At 52.0% G+C, this 22,780-nt stretch carries 22 protein-coding genes; 2 read left to right on the plus strand and 20 right to left on the minus strand.

Annotated features, from left to right (window positions below; genetic code table 11):
- Nucleotides 1-31 precede the first annotated feature (31 nt).
- The 20 genes from OWK27_RS22830 to OWK27_RS22925 all read right to left on the minus strand — a co-directional run bounded on the left by OWK27_RS22830 (nucleotide 32) and on the right by OWK27_RS22925 (nucleotide 20,765).
- The gene (locus OWK27_RS22830) at nucleotides 32-280 is read right to left on the minus strand and encodes an acyl carrier protein (RefSeq protein ID WP_126765224.1); all 249 of its coding nucleotides are present in this window, start codon (nucleotides 278-280) and stop codon (nucleotides 32-34) included.
- A complete protein-coding gene (locus tag OWK27_RS22835; protein WP_267591293.1) occupies nucleotides 273-2,390 on the minus strand; it encodes a hypothetical protein in 2,118 nt (705 codons plus the stop codon). The genes OWK27_RS22830 and OWK27_RS22835 overlap by 8 nt, the downstream gene beginning before the upstream one ends.
- A 20-nt stretch (nucleotides 2,391-2,410) precedes the next feature.
- Nucleotides 2,411-2,851 (minus strand): hypothetical protein, encoded by a 441-nt coding sequence (locus OWK27_RS22840; protein ID WP_242172487.1) that lies wholly within the window; start codon nucleotides 2,849-2,851, stop codon nucleotides 2,411-2,413.
- An 18-nt stretch (nucleotides 2,852-2,869) separates the two neighbouring features.
- Complete coding sequence (locus OWK27_RS22845; RefSeq protein WP_267591294.1) at nucleotides 2,870-3,991, minus strand: IpaD/SipD/SspD family type III secretion system needle tip protein; 1,122 nt, start codon at nucleotides 3,989-3,991, stop codon at nucleotides 2,870-2,872.
- A 59-nt stretch (nucleotides 3,992-4,050) separates the two neighbouring features.
- The gene (locus OWK27_RS22850; RefSeq protein WP_242172484.1) at nucleotides 4,051-5,283 is read right to left on the minus strand and encodes a type III secretion system protein; all 1,233 of its coding nucleotides are present in this window, start codon (nucleotides 5,281-5,283) and stop codon (nucleotides 4,051-4,053) included.
- 48 nt (nucleotides 5,284-5,331) lie between these two features.
- Nucleotides 5,332-7,350, minus strand: a complete 2,019-nt coding sequence (gene sctE / locus OWK27_RS22855) for a type III secretion system translocon subunit SctE (RefSeq protein WP_148419594.1) — start codon at nucleotides 7,348-7,350, stop codon at nucleotides 5,332-5,334.
- Nucleotides 7,350-7,904: a type III secretion system translocator chaperone SicA gene (sicA, locus tag OWK27_RS22860; protein WP_148419593.1), complete on the minus strand. Its 555-nt coding sequence runs from the start codon at nucleotides 7,902-7,904 to the stop codon at nucleotides 7,350-7,352. The genes sctE and sicA overlap by 1 nt, the downstream gene beginning before the upstream one ends.
- A 137-nt stretch (nucleotides 7,905-8,041) precedes the next feature.
- A complete protein-coding gene (locus OWK27_RS22865; RefSeq protein ID WP_242172482.1) occupies nucleotides 8,042-9,139 on the minus strand; it encodes an EscU/YscU/HrcU family type III secretion system export apparatus switch protein in 1,098 nt (365 codons plus the stop codon).
- Nucleotides 9,140-9,148: 9 nt separating this feature from the next.
- Nucleotides 9,149-9,913: a type III secretion system export apparatus subunit SctT gene (gene sctT / locus OWK27_RS22870; protein WP_148419591.1), complete on the minus strand. Its 765-nt coding sequence runs from the start codon at nucleotides 9,911-9,913 to the stop codon at nucleotides 9,149-9,151.
- A gap of 12 nt (nucleotides 9,914-9,925) precedes the next feature.
- Nucleotides 9,926-10,180, minus strand: coding sequence for a type III secretion system export apparatus subunit SctS (sctS, locus tag OWK27_RS22875; RefSeq protein ID WP_044243276.1), 255 nt, complete (start codon nucleotides 10,178-10,180; stop codon nucleotides 9,926-9,928).
- Nucleotides 10,177-10,848, minus strand: coding sequence for an EscR/YscR/HrcR family type III secretion system export apparatus protein (locus OWK27_RS22880; RefSeq protein WP_148419590.1), 672 nt, complete (start codon nucleotides 10,846-10,848; stop codon nucleotides 10,177-10,179). Before OWK27_RS22880 ends, sctS begins: the two co-directional genes overlap by 4 nt.
- On the minus strand, nucleotides 10,838-11,764 hold the full coding sequence (locus OWK27_RS22885) for a FliM/FliN family flagellar motor switch protein (protein ID WP_148419589.1): 927 nt from the start codon (nucleotides 11,762-11,764) through the stop codon (nucleotides 10,838-10,840). The genes OWK27_RS22880 and OWK27_RS22885 overlap by 11 nt, the downstream gene beginning before the upstream one ends.
- Nucleotides 11,761-12,765, minus strand: a complete 1,005-nt coding sequence (locus OWK27_RS22890; RefSeq protein ID WP_267591295.1) for a hypothetical protein — start codon at nucleotides 12,763-12,765, stop codon at nucleotides 11,761-11,763. Before OWK27_RS22890 ends, OWK27_RS22885 begins: the two co-directional genes overlap by 4 nt.
- Nucleotides 12,746-13,207, minus strand: coding sequence for a type III secretion system protein (locus tag OWK27_RS22895; protein ID WP_267591296.1), 462 nt, complete (start codon nucleotides 13,205-13,207; stop codon nucleotides 12,746-12,748). Before OWK27_RS22895 ends, OWK27_RS22890 begins: the two co-directional genes overlap by 20 nt.
- The gene (gene sctN, locus OWK27_RS22900; RefSeq protein WP_252003839.1) at nucleotides 13,191-14,486 is read right to left on the minus strand and encodes a type III secretion system ATPase SctN; all 1,296 of its coding nucleotides are present in this window, start codon (nucleotides 14,484-14,486) and stop codon (nucleotides 13,191-13,193) included. Before sctN ends, OWK27_RS22895 begins: the two co-directional genes overlap by 17 nt.
- A 17-nt stretch (nucleotides 14,487-14,503) precedes the next feature.
- Complete coding sequence (locus OWK27_RS22905) at nucleotides 14,504-14,911, minus strand: hypothetical protein (protein ID WP_148419585.1); 408 nt, start codon at nucleotides 14,909-14,911, stop codon at nucleotides 14,504-14,506.
- 11 nt (nucleotides 14,912-14,922) lie between these two features.
- Nucleotides 14,923-16,974, minus strand: a complete 2,052-nt coding sequence (locus OWK27_RS22910; RefSeq protein WP_252003840.1) for an EscV/YscV/HrcV family type III secretion system export apparatus protein — start codon at nucleotides 16,972-16,974, stop codon at nucleotides 14,923-14,925.
- Between the two features lie 44 nt (nucleotides 16,975-17,018).
- Nucleotides 17,019-18,137 carry a type III secretion system gatekeeper subunit SctW gene (gene sctW, locus OWK27_RS22915; protein WP_148419583.1) on the minus strand — a complete coding sequence of 373 codons (1,119 nt, stop codon included), beginning with the start codon at nucleotides 18,135-18,137 and terminating at the stop codon, nucleotides 17,019-17,021.
- A gap of 11 nt (nucleotides 18,138-18,148) precedes the next feature.
- Nucleotides 18,149-19,912: a type III secretion system outer membrane ring subunit SctC gene (gene sctC, locus OWK27_RS22920; protein WP_324291178.1), complete on the minus strand. Its 1,764-nt coding sequence runs from the start codon at nucleotides 19,910-19,912 to the stop codon at nucleotides 18,149-18,151.
- On the minus strand, nucleotides 19,905-20,765 hold the full coding sequence (locus OWK27_RS22925; protein ID WP_252003842.1) for a helix-turn-helix domain-containing protein: 861 nt from the start codon (nucleotides 20,763-20,765) through the stop codon (nucleotides 19,905-19,907). The genes sctC and OWK27_RS22925 overlap by 8 nt, the downstream gene beginning before the upstream one ends.
- Before the next feature lie 437 nt (nucleotides 20,766-21,202).
- Between OWK27_RS22925 and OWK27_RS22930 the strand changes: the two genes are divergently transcribed.
- Together OWK27_RS22930 and OWK27_RS22935 are read left to right on the plus strand one after the other, a co-directional pair.
- Complete coding sequence (locus tag OWK27_RS22930) at nucleotides 21,203-22,480, plus strand: PrgH/EprH family type III secretion apparatus protein (RefSeq protein ID WP_252003843.1); 1,278 nt, start codon at nucleotides 21,203-21,205, stop codon at nucleotides 22,478-22,480.
- The gene (locus tag OWK27_RS22935) at nucleotides 22,473-22,739 is read left to right on the plus strand and encodes a type III secretion system needle complex protein (protein ID WP_126765271.1); all 267 of its coding nucleotides are present in this window, start codon (nucleotides 22,473-22,475) and stop codon (nucleotides 22,737-22,739) included. The genes OWK27_RS22930 and OWK27_RS22935 overlap by 8 nt, the downstream gene beginning before the upstream one ends.
- Nucleotides 22,740-22,780: the final 41 nt, after the last annotated feature.

Consider the following 22,780-nt stretch of genomic DNA (forward strand, 5'->3'; position numbering starts at 1 on the left):
CAGGAGAAAGTGGCGACTGTGAAAAAAGAAATCAGTGAATTGACGCCACGTGCGTGACAATATCCCCCACAGTCAGCTCGCTCGTTATTTCAGACTCATGAATCGCGACGCCAATTTCCTCAAGGCGCATAAGCAGATCGATCAGCTCAATCGAATCCATAAGCAGGTCATTCACAAGGCTATGGTGTAATGAAATATCCTTAGGCAGCACGCCGTTCACCTGGTAAATAAGGTTAGCGACCAACGATTCTGCATGGTTATCCACCACCATATTACTCATCGCCGTACTCTCCAGTCGGGTTCGTGTCCGTCACGCTGCCTTTTGTCGCGTCGCCACGGCGCACGGTGCCGGATGTCGACGCCTCGGTATTCCTTGGAACGAAGGATTTTGGTTCAGGAACGTCAAAATTCCACTGGCTGCGCGTTCTAATCGTGGAGTACACATGGCCCGGGGCGGTGCTGCTGGTCGGTCGGGATACTCTGGCAGACGCTGGCTGTGCCCCGATCTTCTGGGCCTCTTCGAAATACCTGATCCGATCAGCGATGCTAAATGGATTTGCGGCACTCACCTGCGGCGACGGAATGCCTGACGCATCCGCTGCGGCAGTCTGATGCCCGCTGCCCGGCTCTTCCGGCCTTGCTTCACGCACATCTCCAGCCTCGCGTGCACCACGGCGAGCGGCATTCTGTATGCGACCATCCGCTTCGTCCACGGACGAGGAGACTGGCGGCTCCTCTTGACCCAAATCGTTCAGGGTGACAAGTTCGGCAACGCTGGGCTCAGGCAAGTATGAAGACGTGACCTGTAGCGTCTGGCGAACCGTCGTTCCGGAGCGCAATACGTCACTGGTCGATCTCATTGATTCGTCCACGGGCGGCTGCGCCGCAGTTTGTCCGGGCGTCGGCGATGCTGCCGGACGAAGACCATTCACCGGCTTCAGGGTGGGGAACGCCTCCACTGGCTTATTCATCGGCACAAAGTGATTTACCTTCACAGGGTCACGTCTGCTCCACTGGTTCAGCGTTCGCTCAGTGGTGTAGATCTGGGACGTTTTATTTTCACCGGCAGGAATGGTTGCTGCCGTTTGATTTGCTACGCTGCGCGTGGCAGCTGCCGACGGCTGCTCATCCTGTGGGCGAGTACGGGTCCCTTCCACTGGCGGCGCTGTTTCCGGCGCACGGGTAGAGACGTTCCGGGTTGAATCCGGGCTCCGCTCATCCGGATCCTGCGCGCGTGCGCCTGTCCTCCGGGAATCAACGTCGTCAGCGCGCGTGTTCACGCTATCATCGACGGGCCGATCCTCGCTCTGCTGAGCGAAAGGCGGAATGACCTGAGGCTGTTCGGTTACGTTTTCTTGATTCCCTACCCTTACGCTTTCGATATGATCTATTACGCGTGAACCATAACAACCGTCGATGATGCGCCTGGCTAACTCATACTTTTCCTTCGGGCTAATGTTTAGCTTCTCGACGATTTCGAGCCTTCTGGTGTGGGGATCGACGACAGCAGGATTTCCACCCGGATACACCGGGGCATTCGAAATGTCACCGTTGCGGTTCGAGTTAGAATTATTAATGTGAAGCGTTACGCCGCCCTTATCTGCTCCACCGTGAATATCGTATCTCCGGCCATCCGGTGTGGCTTTTACCGCTTCCGGCGTTGTCGCAGGCTTTTCGGGATGAGCATCAGCGGGCGGTGCATCGAAGTCATGCCTGATCAGCGCCTTTGAGACGGCCGCGCATTCGTCTATCAGCATGCTCATGTTCTGAGTCAGCAATTCCCATGGCTTACCCGGCTCGCTCATCACATCCAGACGCCTATTTAAAACGGTGCTGCAGGCATTTAGCTGTTCGTTAAACGTCTCTTTATCCTTTACGTCAATGCCCTGGCTTTCGTGATACTTGAGCCATGCCGGATAGCAGTACGTTTCCATAAAGTTATTAATGAACTTTTCACCTGAGCGCCGGGCAAATTTAGACACCAGGTCATCAAGCTGACCGGCGATTTTTTTCTCATCCTTCTCGCGCCCGGCCAGATTCGCCAGCTTGTTGCTTACGCTGTCCAGCTTTTCTTTATCCGCCGGCGTGCCGTGCTCCTTCACCTGTTCAGATATGAATCCGATAAGATCCCTTGCTCGCGTCCCGTTATAGGTCAGGCTGGCATTATGCAGTTTGACCGGAACGCCTAATTGAATTTCAGAGCGCAGGGCGTCACGAGCAAGCGTTTCGTCATGAGGTTGAGTAATAAAATTCTCGCGCGCCGTGTTATTTACGTGCTTAAGCTTCGCAAGTACCTCGTGCTGCTGCATTGCATTTTTTGCCACCCCTTTGCTTTGCGCGTTTGGGCGTATTAATTCTATTTGTGAGAAACTTCGGGTAATTCCGCGCATTCAGTTATTCTCCCAGAGAGTTATTTTTGAAATTTGACGCAGGGTAAAATACTTTGCAGCAACCCTTGCCAGAAACGCTGAAAGGATGATTTAGATTTTGAGCCACATTCCTGGACTTTATAATGATGAACTTCAGGGGGCGCGATAGATTCGCGCCACGTTTGTTCCGGCTGGGTATGTGCCGAAAATAACTGCGCGGGTAAACGCTGCTGCGGAAACATCACCACGTTATGGGACTCACGCTCTGCTGGCGGCAGTTTCGCACCGATGCAATAGCTAAGAACGCGTACCTCATTCCTCATCGTGTCTTCATTATCAGACCATGCGAGCGTTTCGGTGCTGATTGCAGCGCTAAATTTAAGACCGCCAATGCGGGCATAATATGCAGATGCGGTTTCACAAACACCCTGCCCCGGCAGGCATGAAATAGTAGCATTAGAATAGACATTATTAACTGGCATGGCTGTTCACCTGTTAAATCACCCCAGTGCTTTAAGCACGTCTTTTGCACTGTCGGCCATTGAACTTATCGCACCGCTCAGCACTTTATTTAGGTTATCGAATGTGCTGTTGGCCTGCGTATATCGCTGGGCGAACGACTGCATATTACTTTGCAGCCCGGTGCCGATGGCATTAAAGGAAGCCAGCCATGCCTGATAGCTGGAGGTCGATACTTTTCCGCCGCCATCGCTTGGATAATAAGGACGGCCATTATATTGATCGAGATTGAAGCTTATTTTGCCGCTGCCCTGGTCAACCTTAAAGGCAGGCTCAAGCGTGGCCGTCATGCTGGCCTTTTGCTCATCGGTCATTTTATCCCAGTTGGCGACGCTGCCGAGATCCATACCGTTAACGGCATTATTAAATTTATCGTATCCCCCCTTCATCGTATTGTTATTGAAATCAACGTTATTACCATCCTCACCGGCCTTTACAGCATCAGCGCTGGCTTTCTGTACATACTCGTTGTAGGCCTCATACATCTCCGTATATTTCTGCATCAGGCCAGCATAGAAATCGACGTAGTTCGTTCTGATATTTTTAATGGCCTCGGCCATCACCGCCCAGAGCTTGCTGTAGCTGGTATGAACGGAAATCTCGTTGTCACCAGTTCTGGCTTTTGCGGCCTCTTCAGCTTCGGCAATTTCCTGAAGTGAGGTTTGCATGGTCGCTTTGAGCTGGTTCTCAGAAAAGTTGGCCTTGATTCGGTTCTGCGCTATTTCATCTTTAATCGTACCCAGTGCGGCTGCCGTTTTATCAACCTGCTGGTACCTGGCGGAGATCATCTCCTCCACGGTGGCTGTCGTGCCAGCCTTGTCATTTGCCGCCTTTATCTCTGCCAGCGCGGCGCGCAGCTTGCTTTTGAGGAAAGCCTCATCACTGGTCTCGAGACCGTGCTGCTGCAAAACTTTTCGAATATCCTCTAGCTGGTTATCACTTTCCGTCGACGTTAAGGCGGAAATGAGCTGTTTTAATAACACCGTATTCAGTTCAGACGTTGATCCCACGCCGACTTCCGCGACCTGTGAAGCAGAAATCATGGGTGTTTCAACTACTAAAGGGCGAACGGGCGCAGTCGCGCTGCCGCTAACTGGAAGCATATCTTTGTATCCTTTACAAAAATGGCGGGATAGCTCCCGCCGGGAAAGTAAGCCGATAATTAACGCATGCGCTCGGCGATGGTTGACGCCGCGCTGTTGTTCGCATTGAGCACATTTTCAGCAGCCTGGCTAAGCGCCGCGCGAGTATCCGCCGCTTTTTTCGCCACTTCTTTATGCGTATTGGCCAGTTCGCTGTTCTGGTTGCCGTCGGCGCGGGCTAAATCTGCTTCACCCTGCATTTCGGCGGCGTTAACGTTATATGCCCCTTCGGTAATATTGCGGGTGGTATTCGCCAGCTGGTTGCCCAGCTCGGTGACCACGCGAACTTTCTGCGTGTTGTTCTGAATTTCATTGTGTTTGAGATGCTTCTGCGACGCAGAAAGCTGCTCTTCGCCCTGGGTTTTGCTCATGGTTTCTTTGACCTTGCCGTCCATGCGCTGTCCTTTCATGACCATGTTGTCGCCAGCGCTACCAATGGCATTTTTCTGCTGGGTAACACCAAATTCCTGATTTTTCGCCACGGCAACGTTGTTTTTCAGCGATGCATTTTCTTTACGCAGCGCATTAGTGGACGCCACCGCCATGCCGCCCTGTGCAACCGCAGCGGTTACGCCGCCCACGATGGCGCCATCACGACGCTCCTCGGCTGCTTCAATCCCTTTCTGCGCGCTGCGCGCCGTCGATTCGATAAAGCGGTTCGAGGCTTTCGCCGCCGACATATTCTGCGTATTTTCACTTTCCAGCAGCGCAACGGTCAGCTTATTGCTCAGGACGATCTGACTCATCGGGCCGACGACGTTGATGAAGGTCGGCTTGACCGAATCGGCACCGGTAATATCCGTTCCGCCGGCAACCGTTGGCTGGGAGCGAGTCTGCCCCACCGCGTTGGTGGTGGTATTACCGGAGGTGTCAACAGCGCTTTTGCTTTCTGCCGCTTTATTATTGGGCTGGGTAATATTGGTCTGCGCCGCCATAATGCTCGGCATAGCGGACGCCATACGTTCAGACTTATTCGCATCACCTTCCCCTGCGGCAGAAAGCGTTACGGTTGACATCGCGCTTTGGCTGTTAACATCATTGCCACCGTTTCGCTGCGCCACGGCGGCGGCCTGAGCCTCATCGCGTCGGGCGCTTTGCATATCCATGACGGATGACAGCATGCCCTTTTCGCTGGCCCACTCGGACACGTTCTGCGGGCTGCGAGTTTCCGGCTTCGCATTTTCCGTCTTTTGACTTTCGGTGAAGTTAATTTGAACGGGACGTGCGGATACATTAGAAATAGATGTGGTCATTGAATTAATTACTCCTGTTATGAATCGTTCTGTAAAAATGCATGTTGCTTATCCAGCAACGGAACTCATCTGTTTAGTGATATATCTACCGGCCTTCAGCTGGGTGTCGGCCACGGCGGAAATGTTTTTCACAATTTGGTTAACCGTCTCCATGCGGTGCGTGAAGGTATCGATGGCACGATTCATCATCTCGTTGAGCAGCTCCTGCAGCGCGGCGTCTTTCATCATCTGAGCCTTCGTCTTTGAGGCTTCAACCATCATGTCGGCCACCACGATGCTGCCAGCAACCTGAATAGAGGTGTTCACCACCGCCGCGCCGGTAACCGCCATCTGCGTACGGTTGTAAATTGTTCCCATTTTGACTTCGTCCATGCCCGCCGCCCGGCCAAAGCCCTGGAACACGCGCTTGAACGCCTGTGCAAAGGCGCTGTCCATCAGCCGCTGCATGGTGGTTTTCGTCGCCTGTTCGGTCACCTCTTTCGCCACCTCCTCAGACACTTCTTTCGCGGCGGTGCGCAGGGTGGTTTTCGCCAGATCCTGAGTTACCTCTTTCTGCACTTCGGCGGCCACGCTTTTGCCCATGGTCTTGCTGGCTTCTTCACCCACTTCGAGGCCGATCTTCTTCATGACGACACCAAACACCTTGCTCAGCGCGCTGCCCGCGACGATCACCCCAGCGACCAGCACCGCGGCGGCGGCGATAGCGCCCAGGATCTTGCCGACCATTTCGGCCGTCTCTTTATCGACGCCCATCGCCTCGAGGATCCCGGCAAACATCTTGCCCATCAGCTCCATCAGCGGCTTGACGATCGCATCCATCAGCGGCTTCATCGCGTCGGCCATAAAAGAGTTGCCCGTGATCGCCTGATTAATCTCATCACCGATCGCCAGTGCCAGACCGACGGCGGCCAGCGCCAGCGAAGCCCCGCCAGTGAACGCGGCGGCAACAAAGCTCACGGCGGTAATAAGCCATCCGAGTACCTTTCCGATGCAGCCCATCGTTTTTTGCATTTCCTCGGCCTTACGCACCTCTTCTTCGTACTCTTTGGCCTTTTTTTCAGCGTCCTTGGCCGACGCTTCCGCAAGCTTCTGCTTCAGCTCAGCGGTGGCCTGCAGATCGTCACTGGAGCTTTTGGCAATCAGCTGCGACATAAGCGCCATCAGGAAATTAAGGCTCTTTGACTGGTCATCGTTGTTTTTGCGCTGAAACTCTACGGCGCTTTGCTGCTGCGGCGTGAGCGTGTTAATGAGCGCCTGGGATTTGGTTTGCGTCGCTTCCAGCGCCATGCGCGAGTTCGATTCAGCGGTTTTGGCAGGGTTCAGCGTCTTTTCGACAAATCCGTTATACAGTCCGGTAGCCGTCGTAAGCGCGAGCTGCGCGCTGGTGACTGCCGTCTGGGCCCGATCGATTTGCTTTTGCAGATCGTCCGACACCGGATCCTGCCCGGCGGCCTGATTCTTGAGCGCGTCCAGTTCTGCCTGCGCGCTGTCGAGCGCCTTTTGCGCGGCGTCAACGCCGCTGGAAAGCCCGTCGGCCTGTTGCTGCGCCGCTTTCAGGGCATCGGAATCGGCGGCCCACTGGGTTCCCTGCTGCTCCAGCATCGCGGCCATTTCAGACCATGCGCTGGTTGCTCCCGACATCATCGCGTTGAAGCTGTTCAGCTGAGATAGCATTTTCTCAAGCGACGTATTGGCCGTGAGCTGCGTAATTTTCCCCAGCAGTTCGGTCAGCTCAGCCGCGCTGGAGCGCTGGCCGCCTCCGCTTGCCGCGGCCTTTGCATTACCGCCCTGCGGCAACTGGAGCACGGGCATCTCCTGAGCGTTAATGGCCGACTTGCCGCCATTTCCCACCAGTGCCTGCTGGGTATTTTTCAGCACGGCCAGCAGCTGCTCCGGCTGTAAAGATTGCACGGCGCTTTTGACGCTTCCCGCCTGCGCGTGGTTTTTGTAACCGTCATTGCCCAGACGCCTGGCCTGTTCAGACTGCTTTTTAAGTTCGTCTTTTCCTATTTCCAGACTAACCTGGTGATAACTCCCGGCATCCTGGCTATCGACACGCATATTCATTACGATTCCTCATACTCATTTTTCTGCTCCATCTCATTAGGCTGATCGCGCTTTAATTTATTCATCGCGGAAACATAAGCTGCAGCTTTCTCAACTAATAACGGATCGCGACAGCGTTCCATTACTATTTCAAAACATTTTCGAGCCTGTGCCGCCTGACGCTGCATTAAATTACACTGCCCGGCATAAAACATCGGTCGATAATCTTCCTTCGACAAGGAATAGGCGAGAGCGTAGAAATCAATGGCTTTCGCATAATTTTTTTTCAGCTGATAAACCGCTGCCAGCCCCATCGCGTATTCAGGGTTGTAAAAGTCATAAATACAGAGAAAACGGAACAATGACTCTGCGTCATTCAGCTTGCCCTGGTGATAAAAATCATATGCGAGTTTATAAACATCCTGCATAGTATCGCTCGATACATCGTGGATATCCTTCATCGTCGCGCCATTCTGAAGGGCATCCAGCAAACGGTCAGAATAAACATCTAACTCTTCATCCGTTTTATAACCCTCATCCTCGGTGAGAAATTCAAGCATATTTTTATCAACCATCTGTGTCTCTTCCCTTATTAATAAGCAACGTATAAGTCACGCATTTGACGTATGGACAGACAGCCAAGAAGATATAAACATCTTACTGTTGTCCATTGGTCGTTAATACAAAAAAACCGCACAGCCCCAGGGCGGAACTACTGACGGGGGCTGTTCTCAGAGTCGGGCTCTGGTGGGGCGGGATCCGCATCGAGAGGTACTATGCCTGCTGCTTCGACCTGGCGTAGCCAGATGAGCACGTCCATCACGTCCATCAGTACCTCATCTTCCAGCGAAATGAAGCTGTACTGGCTGTAGGTATGATACAGCCGACGCGTCAGCGGAATATTACGTACCACCGGCACGCCAATTTTCTCCGCATAGGCGATCGCGGCCTTCGCCTTCAGGTTGGTGCAGCGCAGGGCAATAAAGGGCAGCGACGCGACTTCGGGGTTAAAATAGACCGCCATGGCAATGTGGGTCGGGTTCGCCAGCACCACTTCTGAATTGCGTACCGCCGCCATCTCCTCCCCGGAAAGCAGATCCTGATGCGCACGGCGCCGCGCGCTTTTGATTTGCGGGTTGCCGTCGCTCTCCTTGTGCTCCTGCTTCACCTCGTGTTTATCCATTTTCATATCTTTAAAATGGAGGAAGTACTCCACTAAGAGATCGGCCAGCAGCACAAATATGGACCAGGCGATAAATACCATCACCGCCTTCACCGCCAGGGCCACCCACACGGCAACCATCCCCGGCATGTCGGCGCGATACAGCGTCAACGCCTGGCGGAGATCCTGCTGAATCAGGCTATTACAGGTGGCGGCGAACACCACCAGATAGCACAGCGACTTCACCAGCTCCTTAACGGTGCGCATGCTGAATATTTTCTTAATCCCCTCCACGGGGTTCAGCGCTTTAAAATTCAGCTTGATGGCTTCGGTCGCCAGCGTAAATCCTGTTTGCAGCAAGGTGGCGGCAAAACCGACAAGGGTACATACCGTAATAAAGGGCAATGCCAGCGTGAAAAAAATCCTGGCGAGCTCCAGGAGGAACACGCCCATGCCGGGCCGGGTCGGATACTGCAATAAATGCGTATAAAATGAGATGAAGGGGCCGAAGCTCACGGCATGCGCCAGAAAATAAATCCCCACCAGCAAAATAACGGTGGTAATGACGTCTTTACTTTTGAACGTCTGCCCTTTTTTTGCCGAATCTTTGCGTTTTTTACTGGTCGGTTGTTCTGTTTTTTCAGCCATTGCGTTCTCTCAGGAAATAAACTGACGGAAGTCGGCAATGGAAAACAGCTGCAGCGGTTTCTCGGTTAATGCCTGGAAACCGTAAAACAGAAAAACGACAAAGGCAATCGTGCTTTTCACCGTTAGCGACAGCGAAAAGGGGTTAAGCTGCGGGCAATAGCGAGCAAATACGCCCAGCAGTATTTCCGCCGTCATCATCACCAGCATGATCGGTGCTGCCAGCATGATGCTGTTTTGCATTAACACCTGAAGCAGCACTCCCGTATACTCCCAGCGTATGCCGTCCAGCGAGCTGCCTCTCGGCAGCATCTCGTAGCTCTGGACCATCACCTCCATTAATTTCAGCATGCCGCCGCTGACGAAGAAAATCGCACCAAAAGCAAAGCTGAGAAAGCCGGACAATATTGAACTTTGTACGCCGTTCACGGGGTCGATACTGTCGCTGATGGTGGCTCCTCGCTGGTTATCAAGGATTTCACCCAGACCAGTGACAATCCAAAAAGGAATACACAGCGTGACCGCCAGAATTAATCCAACGACAAACTCTTTTATCAGAATAATAAACCAGCCCTGCTCCGGCGTGACTACCGTTGTGAAACTTGGCCACAGCCCGATAATCGTCAGCGCAATAATCGTATTCTTAATAACCAGATTGGATAAGACCCGTTCGCCTAGCGCTGGCAGCATATAAAAAACGATAGCCAGCCGCGCGTACACCATAACAAACGTCAGCACGCTGTGCTGAAAATTAAGATACAACGCAACAAACAGCATAGAGATTCCGTTTTAGCGAAAAGCCATATAAAAAGCCTGGTTAGCAAAGTTCATCATTTCTGCCGAGAACCATTCAATCAGCATAAAAATACTGGCGAAGACCGCCAGCATTTTCAGACCAAACGGCAGCGTCTGCTCCTGAATTTGCATAATGGTCTGGAATAAGCCAACAATAATGCCGACCACGGTTGCAAAGGCAATCGGTACCGCGGTCAGCTTCAGCACTACGATTAGCGCCGTATTTCCGATAAATAAAACGTTATTCATGATGTCATCAGATCGGCATATTGAGCGATCAGTCCTTTCGTTAATAAGGCCCAGCCATTCATCGACACAAACAGGATGAGTTTTATCGGAATTGAGATCGTCACCGGGCTCATCATCATCATTCCGAGCGCCAGCAGTATGCTGGAGACCACCATGTCAATCACGACAAACGGCACGTACAGATAAAATGCAATTTTGAACGCGCTCTGAATTTCGCTTAATGCATACGCGGGCATCAGCGTCATTAGCGAAAGCGTGCTCAGCTCATGATCCTCCACTTCGGGCGCCGGCTCGCCGCTGCGCTGCTGCTGGACCTTATTGAAGAAACGGATCAGGTCGTGGTCGGAGTAGCGCACCAGATAGTCACGGTAGCTTCCCAGCCCCTGCTCCATCAGCTGCGTAACCGATCCGCTGTTGTTAAAGTCAATATGATTCGATTCGATATAGTCGGAGATGCGCTGGCATACCGGCATCATCACAAAGGCGCTTAAAATCAGCGCCACGCCGTTTAACGTCAGGGTTGAGGGAACCTGCTGGATCCCCAGCGCATTACGCACCATGATCAGGACTATGGAAAACTTAATAAAACAGGTGCCCCCCGCAATAATAAAAGGCAGCAGGGTAAAGAACGACAGTAAAGCAATGAGGGAAATATCGTTACTCAACATCGGATGCGCCCATATTACCGATAAGCCCAGCGTTTACATGGTTCACTTCAACGGCAAGCGCGCCATTTTCCAGCGCCACCAGCTCACCGCGCGCAAAAAGCTTCTTATTCAGGTAAATCTTCATGTTTTTTTCCGCATCCTGCGGGAGAGGCAGCGCGGCACCGGGTCGGATATCCTCAAGTTCGGCCAGCGTCACTCTGCTGCCGTCGAGAACAAACTCAATCTCTATCGGCAGGCTGGCCCACTCGTACAGCGTTTCATCCTCATCGCGGTACTCTTCTTCATATTCAACATACTGTTCTTCCACAATAACCTCCTGATTCAGGGTAAAGCTCACTCGATAAATGCGGCGCGCGCCAACGGTCAGATACGCCTCGGGGCGCTTGATTAGCAACAGGTCGCCTGGGGCTACGTCCATCAGCTGCGACAGGCTGAGCCGGCTGCATCCCAGGCTGAACTGCAGCGGGTACGGAACAAGCCAGGCCGGAATACCTGGGGTGTGGTATCGCTCAAGTGGATCTTCCGGCCAGTCCAGGCACCACAGTGGACAGGGATCCGCGTGCAGCAGCAGCGCAGCGTGAGGTAGCTCTGCCACCGCTGGCGTAATCGACTCAACGGACCAGACCGTTTCGGCGAAATAAAAATTCAGCCCGAGCCTGGCCAACCAGCTCGCCAGATAGTCCACCGGCACCTCCTTCCAAGGAATGGCGGGGAGATGGAGGTTCATTTGCCTAAGCCAGGCGTCGACGTCAAACCAGGCCTGCGCCTGGTCGTCGTTCTCATTACGCAGCCTCAGCGGCAGGTAGCGCGCATCCGGTGCCGGGTGTAAAATTTCACTGCCGGGAAGCCGGTTATGCAGCTGCAGCAGCTTCTGCTGTTCTTCACAACGCTTGCGTAAATGGTGGCGTAAACTCATTCTTGCTCCTCATCCTGCTGGGGCTGCTGCTCGCGCTTTTGCTGTTCGTGCCGCTCCTGCCTCGGCTGCAAAAGCTCCGGCGAATGCCCTGCCAGCGCGCCGAGATTGCGCGACAGCGCATCCGCCGCGCGGGCATCCGACGGCAGTAGCGTCATGTTGCCCTCCCGCAGGGCCTGAGCGGGAATGGTCACCTTCACCGAGTGGTCTCCCGACCAGCGCTGGAACGAATAATCCACTTCGAGCGTTTGCGCCTCTTTAGCTGACGGCGCTGCCGTCGCGGCGTTCACCTGGCTCTTTAGCTGCTGCAGGGTCGCCGGCACGGCCTTGGTTTGCCCCTGCCGTTCGCTCTGTACGTTTGTTCTGAAATCTACCGCTTTGCCCGGCGCCAAAATAGGTCTCTCCTCGTTCAGCTCATCCTTGCGCTGGAGGCTGCTCTCAGAGTGACGGCTCGCGTCCTCACTCTTTGTCACGCGTGCGGTTAGCGGCTGAGAAATGACGGTCGTCTCTCCCCCCGCTGCCTCGACAGCAACCGGCTGTGAGATTGCCCTGGCATCCGCCTGCCTGACCGGAGCGATCGATGCGCGAGGTGGAGATACGCTCTCTTTCATCGAGTCAGCTGCGGCTACCGGCCTGTCAGCGGTGGATAGGGGCCTGTCGCCGGTGGCTAGCGGCTTAATCAGCGTCGCTTCAGTCCGGGCGGAAGCCGCCAGCATGACCTTATGGCGCTGACCCTCATCGCTGCGGCTCACCTGCCGTACAGGCTCGGGCACTGCCGCGGGGTTGGCCGCTTTATTCTCCTTTTGCTGCCACCCGCCGCCGGTGAGCGCCCCGTTGAGCACCTGTACCAGCATCTGCGCGGTAAGCGCCGCGGAAGACGGCTGTTCATCAAGCCGATTTTGCTTTTTCTTCTTATCCACCCATTCAAGCAAAACGCTGTCATCCGAAACGGAGCCGCTAGCAAGCGCGGTATTAACGTTAACCTTAGAAACTATTTCGACCATATCCCGCCATCTCCTGGATTTCATTTTCAGCAGCGTTATCACGGCGGCGAATATAATCGCGGCGCAGTGGCTGCAAATAATAATTCAGTTTGTAATGCTTCTTATCCAGCCGGGTCATTGAGGCGCGCAGCTGTTCTTTATTTTGCTCAAGCTTCTGCTGTTCACTTTCCAGCTGATTTATCTTATGGAAGACATACTGCTGGTGCGTGAGTAACGCGCCCTGCTGCCTTATACCTTTATAAATATCCGCACGGCTCATAACCCCCGCCGGGGTAAGCATTTTTATTTGTTGATTGATATCCGAAAACTCCTGCTGATATTGCTGTATCTGCAAAATTACCTGGGCTAAGTTATTGTCGGTTTTAACGATATCCTGCTGTAACACCTGCTTCTTGCGCTCGAGCATGCCGACAAATTCGCGCCCTTTACGCCACGCTTCCATATAACGTCTCCAGACAAGCCTGCATGTCCGTTTTTTCAGTCATCCGTTGTTGCAGAAAAGCCTCCATCTGGTCTTTGCGATCGAAGGCGGCATCATTCTCCGTATTCTCACCGCGGCGATATTCCCCAAGGTCGAGATAGAGCTGCATATCCTTCTGGCGCACGAGGTACTCGCGAAAACGCGTCGCCAGAACCTGATGATCCTCGCTGGTCACCTGGGTAAAGACGCGGCTGATGCTTTGCATGACGTCGATGGCCGGATAATGCCCCTTGGCCGCCAGCTTTTTGCTGAGGTAAATATGGCCATCAAGAATTGACCTAACCTCATCGCCGATGACGTCTGACTCTTCCTCATTTTCAATCAGGACGGTATAAAACGCGGTTATCGAGCCTCTCAGAAAACGGCCTGGACGCTCCAGAAGCTTTGGCAGCGCCTCAAACACCGAGGCCGGGTACCCTCTTCGCGCCGGCAGCTCGCCCATACTCAGCGCGACGTCGCGCAAGGCGCGCGCGTAGCGGGTAATTGAATCCACGAACAGCAGAACGTTTTTGCCCTGTTCACTGAAAAATTCAGCTATCGTAGTGGCGATCTGCGCCGCGTTGCAGCGCTCCACGCAGGATCGATCGGACGTGGCATAAACCAGGATAACCTGCGAACGCCGGGAGGAGCGCTTAAGCTCCTCAACAAACTCCGTCACCTCGCGGCCACGCTCGCCGATCAGGCCGATAACGTAAATATCCGCTTCTGAATGTTCGATTATCATGCTCATCAGTGAGGTTTTGCCGCAGCCCGCAGCGGCGAAAATCCCCATACGCTGGCCCTGGCCGCAGGTCAGCAACCCGTCAATCGCGCGGACGCCGGTCGCCAGCGCGTCGGCGATCGGTTTACGCTGGGTGAAGTCTCGCGGCGCGCCGCAGGCATCAAGGCTTACGCCGCCCGTTAAGGGCGGCTGGACGGTCTCATCCAGCCGCCCACGGATGGTTCCGGTTGCGTCAATGATGGCCCCGGCAATGTTTTCATGAACCTCGATACGAAACGGCTTACCGGTAGGTAGGAGCACATTGCTGCGGGAAAATCCTTGATTGTCATTAAGCAGGCTTAATAACGTATGTTCTTTGTTAAACCCAATAACCTGGGCAAAGCCCATAACCTGCGGTTCGAGCAGGGATTTCTGAATCTCACAGACCTCCCCAATACGCGTTCCCGGTAAATGTGCTTCAATAACATTCCCCTGAATACGCAGCGGGTGTGCGAGATGAACCAGACATTGCGCAACCATCGAATTAGCCTCCGGAGTTAAACGAGCACGGACCGGTAGTCCTGCAGGATGGTCAGGAAGTGGTCGAGCATCGGCAGAAACGCGTCAGGACTGGACATATGCTTCTCTTTTACCTGCGCACGAAGTTCCAGGTGGCCGTCGACCGGATACAGACAAGGCTGGCCAATATGGAAGAAATCTTCCTGGTGATTCATCATCAGCGGCAGCAGACTGGCGCTGCAGTAAGCCAGACTGGTGGGCGCATTTTCCATTACTTTCGCCCATACCCAAACTTCATCATTTTCCTCGCGGATATGAATAGTTGGGATGTCGTCTTTCATGGTCAGCGAAATTGTCGAATGGTTATTTAAATCACTGTCCAGAATATCGCTAATGCCTGCATCGTTTAGCAATCTGGACAGTAATTCGACGATATCGTATTTCATTCTTACCTCTGTTATTTCTCTAATGTACCAATTACATCAACATCCACACCGGAAGCGACGTCTCCATAAGAAAGCACTTCCATTTCTGGATAACTGCCTTCAATTATTTTCTTCACAAAACGACGTATATCTAATGACACCATTAAAATTATGTCGCGCGCGTTTACGCCATTACTGCGAATACAGTTTTCAAGACTCTGAATAATACTTTCCGTTTCTGGCGGAGCCAGATTAATAAAGGTACCGCCGGAAGTCTGACGAATACCGCCGCGAACCAGCCCTTCCATATCATGCGACATTACCAGCGTGCGAATCTGTCCATTAGCGGAAAAACGGTTGGAAATATAGCGCGATAAAACGCCGCGAACATGCTCAACCAGCATAATGGGGTCTTTTTCCTTCGGTGCCCATTGCACCAGCGCTTCAAGGATCAGTCGCATATTGCGAATTGAAATGCGCTCCTGCAGCAGCCGCTGGAATACTTCGGTGATGCGCTGCACGGTATTGTTGCGATAGCACTCCTTTAAAAGTTCGGGATATTTCTTTTCCAGGTCGTCCAGCAGCGTTTTGGCTTCCTGAATACCGAAGAACTCCGAAATATTGTGCACCAGCAGGGTAGATATGCAGGCATAACATTCATCCACCGCCGAGCGGGAATAGAATCCAAGCTCCAGCGCAGTCTGGCTATGTGATTCAGGGATCCAGTAGGCGACGCCCTGGGCGGTTTCCACGGCCTGCACGCTGCCGTCCATAACCTGCAGCTCTTCTCCGCGCAGCAGCACCTTGCACATTCCCGGCAGAATATCGTAGGCGGCAACTCGAATTTCGTTAATTGCCACGGTCAGCTTGCCGCGCTCGATGTGCTCGTCATAGTTCATGACTACTTCAGGCAGGCGGACACCGTACTCAATAAAGAAATTACGCTTCAGCAAAGAGCAAAGATTGTGTTCTTTAAAATACTCTTCATAGCCTTTCCACGCGGAAATAATCAGTGGAATGGTTTCAGGAATATATTCACCATCAATCATCACCGGCTTGCTTTTCAATACCGGCTGTTCATCCTCTTCTTCTGCCGGTGCAGCCGGTTTTTTGCCTCTTTTCTCGTCAATTTTATCCTTGATATAAATGCCTAACAAAATCGCCGCAAGCAGCAAAAATACGGGTAGCGGGAATCCCGGCAGCAGACCAAGCGCAATGGCCAGCACGGCGGTAACCAGCAGAATAAATTTATTGGAGAACATATCCTGGAGGATCCTTGCCCCCAGGTTGCTGTTTTCACTGTTATTCACGCGGGTCACGATCAGCCCGCCGCTTATCGAGATTAACAGCGCCGGGATCTGCGCCACCAGCGCATCGCCGATGGTCAACAGCGTAAAGACCGACATGGCGTGGGAGAGATCCATCCCGTGCTGCAGCACTCCGACGGAAATACCGCCGATAAGGTTCACGAAGATAATAATGATCCCGGCAATGGCGTCACCTTTAATGAACTTCATTGCCCCGTCGAGCGCACCGTACAGCTGGCTTTCTGCCTCAAGGTCGCTCCGGCGTCGCTTCACCTCTTTCTCATCGATAACACCGGCCTTCAGATCGGCATCAATGCTCATCTGCTTGCCCGGCATCGCGTCAAGCGAGAATCGCGCCGCTACCTCGGCAATACGCTCCGACCCCTTGGTGATCACGATAAACTGCACGATCGTCACGATGAAGAAGATCACGAAGCCAACCACCAGGTTATCGGCAATAACGAACTCACCAAAGCTGGCAATAATCTCACCGGCATCGGCATCGGTCAGCACCAGACGGCTGGTACTGATCGATATGGCCAGTCGGAAAATGGTCGTAATCAGCAGTATTGACGGGAATGTTGAAAACTCCAGCACCCGCGTAATATAGAACGAGCCAATGAAAATCAATAATGCCATGGTCAGGTTAAGACCGATAAGAAAGTCCACCAGGTACGTTGGCAATGGAATAATCAACATCACCACCACCATGACCATTATCGACAGAATAATGAGCTCTGGTCGGCTGCGAAGCTGCAGAATAAATTTTTCAATCATTTTATTTACGCATTAAGTTGGAGGCGATGGATAAACATCGGCAATTATTTATAGTGTTCGTTCCAGATACCCGTATTTTTCTCTTTTTCAGCCATTTTGCGTAATATCATGGACAAATGGTCCATTACAATTTCGCGATACATTAAGTCTGCAAAGAGAAATTCAGGCGTCAGGTTAAAAATATTGCGTAATGCCTGCATCACCGTCGCCCGCTGTTTGAGCAACAGCATGGACATAAACTCTTTACTGAATCGCTTAAGTACACTCTTAAATTCATCTGTATCTACCAGGCCCGTAATATACAGCGCGACAATATCGGCCTCTCCCGCCAGGATATGCTGATTTCGCATTTGCTCGCGAAACGCAAACTTCGCAAAGTTTTCATTCAGTAGCTTATCGAGCGTGTTTAATACGCGCGCGTCTGATAGCTTAGCGCTCAGCGGGCCGAACTCCGAAGAGTGAACCCCCGGCTCATTCGCCTTCATATCCGCGACCAGCGCCGCCAGGGTAAAGGCGAGCAGCCGGGTGCGGTTTTCATAGCCATATACATCAACCCAGTCTTTGTAGATAAAGCCCGCTGGCATATCCAGCTCCAGAAAGTTGAGGTAGCTGTTGCGCAGATCTTTAGCCGACAGCGGCCTGCCTTCGCTTTCCTGACTAAAACGCCTGGCCAGACGGCCAACGTTTATCCCGGACTGCATCTTTTTGCTGTCGCCGAACTTCTCCAGATCGGCAATCGCCTCTTTGATTTTCTTTTTCTGAAGCTCTGACAGCTGGCGGCTCAGCAGCATTTCCCGCAGTGCCAGCATCAAATCACTGTCGTTAGGGAAAAGCTGGCGGGCAAAATTAATCAGCGTATTGACGTCGCGCAGTTTTGCCACCTGACGAATGAGCGTATCCAGCTTCTCATCAGCCTGGTCCTCAAGCATGGCGGAGACAAAATCATTATCCGTGCTGTCGTTTTTTCGCCCCATCTTGCTAAAACGTCCAAACGCGCTGAGGATGTCCGCCATCTCCTCAGCGGCATTGCTCAGCTCCTGCTGCAGGTTCAGGGGCTGTACTTCCTCTCCCCCATCCGCCATCAGCGTCCCAGAGTGACTCTGCGGCATCGGGGTATCGATGCGTTTAAAATCTATGCCGGGGACAGAACGAATATTAATCACGAGAGCAGCCCTTAATTATCTTTCATCGTTTCGCGCAACATGGAGACCGTCGATTTCAGAGTCACTTCGTTGCCCGTCCAGGTACGTCCCAGAACCGGGTTATTTTCCGTGCGTCCCTGCCAGGTTTCGCCGCTGGTCAGGAGGCCCGGCTGGATCAGGAACAGGCGCACCATCTTTTTGTGGCTGGTATAGCTGTAGTCAAACAGCTTGCCCACAAACGGGATATCGCGCAGCAGCGGGATCCCGAGGCTATGATACTCATCCTGATCGCGGCTATAGCCGCCGACCAGCAGGCTATAGCCGACCGGAACGCGCGCCTCGGTACTGATCTGGGTATTGTTAACCATCGGCAGGCTGTCGATGTTTTCCGTGGAGCCATCGGCGTTCAGCGGTAGTCCGCCGTCCTGAATATTGAGGATCATCTCAATTTCCTGCTGACGTTGAGCCAGACGCGGCAGCACGCTTATCATCGTGCCGTAGGTGATCTTCTCCAGCGACGAAGTGCGTTCGCCAATCAGCTTCGCGTAAAAGCTGCTGTTGTTATCAAATAGTGCCGGAACGTTTTCCTGGGTGAGGATCTCTGGGCGAGACACCACCTGCGCGCTTCCTTTTTTCGCCAGCGCAGAGACGTCCGCCAGGAAATGAAGGCTGTTTTCCGGCGTCAGGGAGCTGGTATTGAACGTCACCCCGGTATTGCCCAGCTTCGCCGCGCCCTGCCAGCGAATGCCCAGCTCGTTGATATCGTCTTTTGAGATATCAATAATCCACAGAGAGAGCTGGATCTGCTGTTTAGGAATGTCGATAGCGTTCACCAAATCCTCAACGAAGCTTACCTGCCGCTCGGAGCCCTGAATCAGCAGGCTATTCGTGTCGGAATACCCCACGATATTGATCGTCTGCTGGCTGGGGATATCCCTGTCAACCGCCCCGCTCCTTGCCGCAGGTGGCGCGTTAAATGACGGCAGCGGCGGAAAGTTGCCTTTTTGCGTCGCAGACGCGGCTTCCAGCGCGCTACGCGTATCGTTATCAACGGTAATATTCGCGCCCGCCGGCGCTGAACGCCCTCCCTCGCGGCTGCTGGTATTGTTTAACAGCTGATTCAGCACCGTCGCTACGCCTGGCACGGTAATAGGAACATCCCGCTGGGTATAGTTACGGTCGTTCACGAAGGTATTTTTCAGCTTGATTACGCGGATTGTGGTCTCTCCGGTTCCCGGCCGCGCATAGGTGGCATCAATGTATTTTGCCGCGGCGGAGACAAGCTCGACGTAAACTGGCGGGCCCGAAACATAAAACGAGCCCGAGCGTCCGTCTGAACGCAGCGGGAATCGCGGATCGTACAGGCCCGACGACTGCAGGTAGGCGACCAGCCTGTCATAAGGTGCGTAGGCCAGGCGCACGACACTGCTTTGTATTTCGCTGGTGTCGTAAATGTAGACCGAGCTGCCGTCGTCATACCAGATAAGACCGGTACGGGCGGCCACGGTATCAAGCACCGATTTAGGGTCATTGAGGTCAAAATTGCCGGATACCCGTTTTTTCGCCGCCTCGACGCTAACGATAAAAGGCTTATGGAGCGCGCCCCCAACGACAAAAAAGAGCTGCTGAACGCTGTTGTTGCTCGCCACATAGGTATTTTCAGCCGTCGAATGAATGGACGTCGCGGGCGCTGAGGTAGTATTCAGCATATTTGCGCCTGCTGGCACACAGGATATTACCGTCAGCAGGAGATAGGGCACTCTGCTATTCAGCGTTTTGCGAACAAACTTATTCATGAAGCAAACCTTCCAATTTTTTAAACTCCCTGGGGGTGATGCCAAATAGCGACTTTATTTCGCTGGAAAAATGCGAAGACGATGCGTAGCCATTGTCACCCGCAATGGTGGCAATGGACTGGTCATTCTCAATCAGCTGCAATGCGCTATTCGCCGCACGCCATAAGCGCAGCTGTTTTTTGGGGCCTCGTGTAAAGGCGTGGTGGCAAAGCTTTCTGAAATAGGACTCTGAAACACCATAAATTCGACTGGCATTATAAATTTTGTGCGTCTCGCTCTCTTTATCTTCATTCATGACCTGCGACAGCAAAAAATGCGCAATCCAGTAACTCTCCACGTTACGCACAAAGGCAAAAAGGCTTTCCAGGCGTCGGTCTTGCGGATCTAATAACGATGAAATAAGCAACGCCATCAGCGATTTATTTTCATGTTCAACTCTTAATACCAGATGAGATGCGGTAAGCAGCATAACGTTTTCCTGCCCCTCGATACCCTCACCGCTGGCTTCCGGGCATTTCGTCTGATAGTCGAGGAAAGAAAATAACGTCGTCGCCTGAGACATAGACTTAACCTCGACAATCCATTCCCCAGAAAAACGTAAGTGTATTTCACTCAGGGTGGCGATCATTACAGCATGACGGATAGTATCGAATGCCACTGCGCTCTCTTCCTCCGTTTGGTCGATGCCCAGTGACATAATAGAATGCTGATTAACCGGCCGCGCATATAAAATCGCTGAGTGACACTTGATATCTTTACAATCAATTTTGTGCGTTTTCCCTCTGAGAATATCATCAGACAGGAGCTGCTGAGATTTCTGCTCCAGATGGCGTTGTTTATGATTATTCATCATCGTTGCACCCTACATGAGTAAGTATGTCTATCAATACTAATGAATCAGATAAAAACAGTTGAACGAGCACGGGTTTTAAGAATTTCCGTAAACTTATCAGAAAACTCCGCACGGTCAATGGCGTAAAATAATATTAAATTTTTAATAAATTTTATTATAAAAACTTCAAAAAAAGATCAAGACTAATTGTTGCGGATTATTCCTGGCTTACGTATATTCATTTTCCCGTAAGCATCTGTTGTAATGCAATGCAGTCGGGATACCAGTATGGATTCAAGCATTATTTATATTTTGATTTATCCAATAGGCTATTGACAGCAACTGGCCCTTATATTGAAACCGGTAGCAAAATAATTTAACGGTAGCAGATTAAATATACAATCGTAAGGATGCCAGCATCTGTTTGATTGTTTTTTTATATTGAATGGCTCTTTTCTATGAACAGCGACATGAATGAAATAACTGAAGCGATGCCTGTTGTGCCAGAGACAAAGAAAAGCTACACATTGAAGGTGCTGTTTGGCCCTATGTTTGGCTGTGAACTTAATCTGCCAGCAGATGACTATTTTATTATTATTAATCAGAGCATTGCTATCGATGACGCTGGCAGCGCAGCGATATCAAGCGGCGAGCATGCCGCAGCGTATACCCATAATACGCTCTATATACCTTGCGATCGCCCGTCGCCGAACCTCATTTTACGCCTCTCGGCCCCAGCAGAAGACGGAGAAGGCCCGGGCAGCTTTCGGGTAGAGGTTCAGGATGAGAATAACAGTTTCCCGACCATCGTTAATGAAAACGAAATATTTACCCGTGAACATATTCGTTTCGCCCTAAAGCGCACTGAAGATGAGTGGCCGGAAAGTATCCGTAATTTTGTGCTCCCCCCCAATGTTGATGCAGAATTCAACGGTCAGGAGACCATTGCTGAGTTTAATGCTAAAAAGCACCATACGCTGATCGTTGGTGCTGCCATTCTGCTGATTTTAATCATTACTGCCGCCGTTATCTGGTATAAAAAACTGGAGAACGATCGTCAGGTATTAAATCTGAATGCGGCGCTCGCCGGCGCGCCCGCGGCTATCGATATTTATCGAGGCCGTGAGAATAGTACAATATATGTTCTGGCAAGCAAATATCAGGCCCTGGAGTGGGTAAAAGAAGCCTTATTCAAGCTAGGTGAAAATAATAACGTCGTTCCTGTATGGTTAGTTCAGCACCAGAAAGCCACAACCGAAGTGCTGATCAAGTCAGGCTATCCGGTAGTGCAGATCGATTACACCAAGCCTCAGCACCCTGTGATTATCCTCTGGCAGGATCTTTCTCCCATTCAGCAGGAGAAGTTAACGTCATTGGCACTGCAGAAAATTCCGTTTGCGCTTGATATCCAGGTATTTATAAAAAGCAAACAGCAGCTCCTGCAGGATGCACGCCAGGGCTTAGACCGCATGCACATTAATTATCGTCAAATAAACTCGTCAAGCGGCTACGCCTTAGTGATTCGCGATGCGCTTAGCGATAATGCTCTTTCGGCGTTGCAGCGATTTATAAATGATTTCAATCGTCAATGGGGAACACACATCATTAATTTTTCGATAAACCTCAATGAGAACTGGTTAGAGAATAAATCTTACCTTGACTCATCGAATGGTTATTTGTTTTTAAACCCTCGTCACTGGTACTTTCCATTAAAGCAAGGAGATATAAATGGCTGATACAAATCCTAGCCCGACCCCCACGAGCAACGGTTATTTTCTTGATGACGTCTCGGTCGCATTCGAGAACGGTGCGGCAGACATGATGAAGCAGCTTCAGGATGCCCAAACGGCTCTTGAAGCCGACCCATCCGATCCCGCCGTGCTGGCTAACTATCAGGCGAAGCTGCAGGAATATACGCTGTTCCGTAACGCCCAAACCAGTACGGTTAAAGCCTATAAGGATATTGGCGCAGCCATTATTCAGAACTTCCGTTAATTATAAGTGGTACGAATATTTTCGTACCCTTTCCTTTTATT

Origin of the sequence: Enterobacter cloacae complex sp. 2022EL-00788 (assembly GCF_026627565.1) — a bacterium.
GTDB lineage: Bacteria > Pseudomonadota > Gammaproteobacteria > Enterobacterales > Enterobacteriaceae > Enterobacter > Enterobacter pasteurii.